5 protein-coding genes are annotated in these 5103 nt (G+C 72.0%); 2 read left to right on the top strand and 3 right to left on the bottom strand.

The window, feature by feature from the left end:
- Positions 1–116 precede the first annotated feature (116 nt).
- Positions 117–371 (bottom strand): MoaD/ThiS family protein, encoded by a 255-nt coding sequence (locus AC5LUJ_RS15340; protein WP_250285026.1) that lies wholly within the window; start codon positions 369–371, stop codon positions 117–119.
- Between the two features lie 438 nt (positions 372–809).
- Here AC5LUJ_RS15340 and AC5LUJ_RS15335 point away from each other — a divergent pair, with 438 nt between their 5' ends.
- Positions 810–1559, top strand: a complete 750-nt coding sequence (locus AC5LUJ_RS15335; RefSeq protein ID WP_250285024.1) for a winged helix-turn-helix domain-containing protein — start codon at positions 810–812, stop codon at positions 1557–1559.
- 344 nt (positions 1560–1903) lie between these two features.
- Positions 1904–3103: a mycothiol synthase gene (mshD, locus tag AC5LUJ_RS15330; RefSeq protein WP_250292616.1), complete on the top strand. Its 1200-nt coding sequence runs from the start codon at positions 1904–1906 to the stop codon at positions 3101–3103.
- A 137-nt stretch (positions 3104–3240) separates the two neighbouring features.
- Here the strand turns inward: mshD and AC5LUJ_RS15325 are convergent, their stop codons facing one another.
- Together AC5LUJ_RS15325 and pstB are read right to left on the bottom strand one after the other, a co-directional pair.
- Positions 3241–3978, bottom strand: a complete 738-nt coding sequence (locus AC5LUJ_RS15325) for a winged helix-turn-helix transcriptional regulator (protein ID WP_250285030.1) — start codon at positions 3976–3978, stop codon at positions 3241–3243.
- A 304-nt stretch (positions 3979–4282) separates the two neighbouring features.
- Positions 4283–5059, bottom strand: coding sequence for a phosphate ABC transporter ATP-binding protein PstB (gene pstB, locus AC5LUJ_RS15320; RefSeq protein ID WP_250285021.1), 777 nt, complete (start codon positions 5057–5059; stop codon positions 4283–4285).
- Positions 5060–5103: the final 44 nt, after the last annotated feature.

The following is a 5103-nucleotide window of genomic DNA, read 5'->3' as shown; positions in this document are numbered from 1 at the left end:
GTCCGGCGGGCATCGGCCTGTCCGGCGGGCATCGGCGTCGGCCGGAGCGGCTCGCGGCCGGCGAGCGTGGCCGTCCCGGGGCCCTACCGGGCGGGACGAGCCCGGGGCAGGACGGTTCACCCACCGGCGAACGGCGGCAGCACCTCCACGACGGCACCGTCCGTGAGCGCCACGTCAGCATGATCGCGGCGCCCGACCGGCAGGTCGTCCACCAGGAACGCGCAGTGGGCCAACAGCTCCGCGAGTGCGCCCGGGTGACGTTTCGCCACGGTTGCCAGCAGGTGCGCAAGGGTCTCGGCGTCCTGCCGCTCCTCGGGCACGCCCGCCGCGTGCCGGGCGGCGGCCCAGTAGCGGACAGTCACGCGGGCCACCGGCACCCCCTCCCGCCGTCGGCCACACCGGTCTCCCTGGAGGCATCGCGATCACCAAGGGTGCATCCGGCCCGGGGCTGGCCAGGGTCGCGCGGGCCGGTCGCGGGCGTGTCGGCACAACGCCCGATGCCGTCGGAGCCGGCCTCTACCGGGGGCCTGCCACGAAATCCGGAAAAGCCACGAGCGGCGGTGCCATCAAGATCAAAATCTTGGCCGGTTACGGAACGATCACGGTAACGATGGACCGTGGCGAGAATCTCAGCGCCCACAGCGGGGAGAACTCCTCATGCGGTAGGAGTGGAGTACGACACTCCGCTATCCTCCCCACAGGCCGGTCTTCGTTTCGCGCCCATGACGGCCGTGGAACGCGAACCGACCGCAAGGTATCCGTGGGTCGACGCTGCCCCAACATCGCAACCGAACCCTGGAGGAGTCAACTTGAGCGTCGTCCTGTTGCTCACCAACGCCCCCGGACCATCCGCGGAGTCCTTTCCCTCGCTCGGGCTCCTGACCCACACCGTTCGTGTCGCTCCGCTTGAGGCCAGCGCACTCCTTGACGCACCCCCGGTGGATGTCGTGGTGGTGGACGGGCGCCGGGAACTGGTTGTCGCCCGTGGCCTGTGCCGCCTGCTGCGCACGACCGGGCTCACCACCGCGCTGCTCGCCCTCGTCACCGAAGGCGGACTGGCCGCCGTGTCAGCCGACTGGGGCGTCGACGACGTGGTGCTCGACAGCGCCGGGCCAGCCGAGGTCGAGGCGCGGCTGCGGCTCGCGATCGGCCGGGTGGCGACCGCCGGCGGCACCGCCGAGGCCGGCGTCATCCGCTCTGGCGACCTGTCGGTGGACGAGACCACCTACTCGGCCAAGCTGCGTGGCCGTCCGCTTGAGCTCACCTTCAAGGAGTTCGAGCTGCTGAAGTACCTCGCGCAGCACCCGGGCCGGGTCTTCACCCGCGCCCAGCTCCTGCAGGAGGTCTGGGGCTACGACTACTACGGCGGCACCCGGACCGTCGACGTCCACGTGCGTCGCCTGCGGGCCAAGCTCGGCCCGGAGCACGAATCGATGATCGGCACCGTGCGGCACGTCGGTTACAAGTTCGTCGCTCCCCCGATCGCCCCGCTGCCCGGCGGCGAGGCGGTGCCCGGCTCCAACAGCCGGGAAGTAATACGTACTCCCGAACGCGTGTAGTGCCGGCCAGGGTCCGGGTGGTTCCAGCCGGAGTCCGGGGCCACCGGACCGGTCACGTCGCTTTACCCGGACCTCCGGGCTGTTTCGCGACATGGCGAGGACCTCGGCGCGAGAAAGCGTACGGTGTCACTCCTGGACGGGCACGGCACGCCCGTCGGACGCCGTGACCAGCAGGTGCCCGTGCGCCGGGGCTCCCGCCGGCACGGCGTCGCCCGATATCCGGCCGGTGCTGCGATCCAGCCAACAATGTGATCAAGCCGGATTCATGACCGGACCGGGAAATCTCCGGCCGCGGCAGGCCCACCCGGATGAAAACCAGTACGGAACGCCCTAATGTCGCGGGAATGAGACTGCGCTGGACGCGGCACCTGACTCCCCGGACAGTGGACGACCTGCGGCAGCTGGCTGCCACGGCCACGGCGGCCGACGGAGCCGGCCCACTGTCCGACGACGCCGCGTTACGGCTGACGACACAGCCACTGACCGCCGCGCAACACCTGATCGTCACCGTCCCGGGCCCCGCGGCGCCCCCGGCCGTCCCAACCGGCACAGCCGGCACGGCAGGCCCGACCGGCACAGCCGTCCCAACCGGTGTCCCGACCGGCACAGCCGTCCCAGCCGTCCCGACCGTCCCAGCCGGCACGGCATCCCAGGACGACGAGACGTCGGCCTCCCAGAACAGCGCAGGGACCGCCCATGACGACGACGCCGGAACGATCGCCGGATACGCCTACCTGGCCACCCCTGATGCCCACGGCTGGCAGGCGGAGGTCGTCGTGCACCCCGCCCGACGCCGTCAGGGTGTCGGCGGCCACCTGCTGGCCGCCCTGACCACGGCCGCCGACCAGGCCGGCGCGGACCTGCACGTCTGGGCGCACGGCGACACGCCCGCGGCGGCAGCCCTGGCGGACAGGTACGGCTTCAGCCGGCAGCGGGTGCTCTGGCAGATGCGCCGCGCGCTGCCCGCCCCGGTCTCCCCTGACGGACGCAGGGCACACCCCGGCCACCCCACCGGTCACGCTCCCGGCCACATCCCCGGTCACGAGGCCCCGCCTCTCCCGGACGTGACGCCCCCGCCCGGGGTGACCATCCGGGCCTTCGTCCCAGGGCAGGACGAGGACGCGTGGGTGGCGGTCAACAGCGCCGCCTTCGCGGACCATCCGGAACAGGGACGCTGGACGGTGGAGGATCTCCGGCTGCGCGAGGCCGAGCCGTGGTTCGACCCGGCGGGCTTCTTCCTCGCCGAAGCGGCGGGCCAGCTCGTCGGCTTCCACTGGACGAAGGTGGAGGCGGGCATCGGCGAGGTGTACGTCGTCGGGGTCGCGCCCACCGCCGCCGGACGCGGGCTCGGCCGGGTACTGACCCTGATCGGCCTGCACCACCTGCGCGACCGTGGCCTGGCCACGGTGATGCTCTACGTCGACGACACCAACCGCCCGGCGGTACGCCTCTACGAGACCCTCGGCTTCACCCCCTACCACTGCGACATCTCCTACCTGCGCGAACCGGAGGCCCAGCCCGGATCCGGGCCCGACCGGCTCTGAGCCACCCGGTCGACGGGGCACGATCACGCTCACCACACGGTTACGCAACAGGCGTCCTGGCTCCCGCCCGGTTGCGTAACGTCCCGCCAGCCCGCGACCGCCCCGGTGGGCGGCGGGGTCAGGGGCCGGGCATCGGGTCAGGGGCCGGGCATCGGGCTGTCCGCGAGGCGGAGGCGGTAGCCCACACCGCGGACGCTCTCGATCAGCCGGGGTTTCCCCGCCTTCCCCGTATCCCCCAGGCGGCCGCGCAGCCGGCGGATGTGCACGGCGAGCGTGTTCGTCTCGTGGCTGCTCGTGCCCCAGACACGCTCGAGCAGCGTCTGGTGGGTGACCACGGATCCGGCCTGCTCCAGCAGGATCCGCAGGAGCCTGAACTCCCGCGGCGGCAGCCGCACCGGGATGCCGTCCACCCACACGTCGTAGGCGGCGAGGTTCAGGGTGATCGCTCCGGCTCGCAGCACCGTGGGCCAGGCCCGCTCCAGGTCGCTCCCCCGCATGGACCGGGCCAGGGCCAGGACCTCGTTGACCCGGTAGGGCTTGGCGACGCAGGCACTCGCGCCGGCCGCGAGCCCCGCCGCCGCCTGCCGCCGGTCCTGCGGGCCGACCCCGAGCAGGATCGGCATGTCGTCCCGGGTACGGACGGTCCGTACGACCGTCACCCCGTCCACGATCGGCAGCCGGGCGGAGATCAGCAGCACCGCTGGCGCGAGACGGCCGATCTCCAGCAGCGCCCGGGCACCGTCGGGGACGACGCTGACCCCCATGCCCTCGTCGGCGAGGGCGGTGAGCAGTTCGGTGTCCGCGGCGGCGTCGGCGACCAGCAGTGTCGGGCCCGGCGGCGCTGCTGAGCCCGACGTCACCGGTACCGACAGCAGACCAGGCGCCAGCGGGCCCGGCACCGGCACCGGCACCGGTGGACGCGGCGGGCCGGCCGCCGTGGGCTCGTCGACCGCACGGCACCGCTCCACCGGCACGGACTCGTCATCAGCTGGCCGCACAGGACGCATCCAAGGGATCGTGACGGCTCCACAACGGCCCGCGGAGTGGCCCGCGGCCACGACAGGGCTTGCGGAGTGGCCTGTGGCCACGACAGGGCTTGCGGAGTGGCCCGCGGCCACGACAGGGCTTACGGAGTGGCCCGCGGCCACGACAGGGCTTACGGACACGACGGGGACCGGCTCAGCCGAAGCGTCCGGTGATGTACTCCTCCGTACGCTTCTCCGTCGGATTGGAGAAGATCTTCTCGGTCCGGTCCATCTCCACCAGCCGGCCGGGGTCGCCGGTCCGGTCCAGGGTGAAGAACGCCGTGGTGTCGCTGACCCGGGCGGCCTGCTGCATGTTGTGGGTCACGATGACGATCGTGTAGCTGGACTTGAGTTTGGTGATCAGATCCTCGATGGCCAGGGTGGAGATGGGGTCGAGGGCGGAGCACGGCTCGTCCATGAGCAGCACCTGCGGTTCGACGGCGATGGCCCGGGCGATGCACAGGCGCTGCTGCTGGCCGCCGGACAGGCCCGCGCCGGGCCGGCCGAGCCGGTCCTTGACCTCCTCCCACAGGTTAGCGCCGCGCAGCGACTCCTCGGCCCGTTCGTCGAGCAGCGACTTCTTGCGGGTGCCGTTGAGCTTCAGCCCGGCGACGACGTTGTCGTAGATGGACATCGTCGGGAAGGGGTTCGGCCGCTGGAAGACCATCCCGACGGCGCGGCGCACGTTCACCGGGTCGACCCCCGGCCCGTAGAGGTCCTCGCCGTCGAGGAGCACCCGGCCCTCGACCCGGGCCGCGGGCAGCACCTCGTGCATGCGGTTGAGCGTGCGCAGCACCGTGGACTTGCCGCAGCCGGACGGCCCGATGAACGCGGTGACGCTCTTCGGCTCGATGCTGAAGTGGATGTCGGAGACGGCCCTGAACTTTCCGTAGTAGGCGGTCAGCCCGGAGACATCGATACGGGTGGCCATGGGTTACCTCGGCTTCTCGCGCTTCGGTCGTTCGACGGACGGCA

Source organism: Protofrankia sp. CiP1_Cm_nod3 (assembly GCF_982290655.1).
The sequence above is the reverse complement of the archived record's forward strand: the minus strand, read 5'-3'. Positions and strand labels throughout refer to the sequence as shown.

Excerpts from the sequence above, each read along its gene's own strand:
- pstB (WP_250285021.1), bottom strand. The coding sequence starts at position 5,059 with ATGGCCACCCGTATCGATGTCTCCGGGCTGACCGCCTACTACGGAAAG.
- mshD (WP_250292616.1), top strand. The coding sequence starts at position 1,904 with ATGAGACTGCGCTGGACGCGGCACCTGACTCCCCGGACAGTGGACGAC.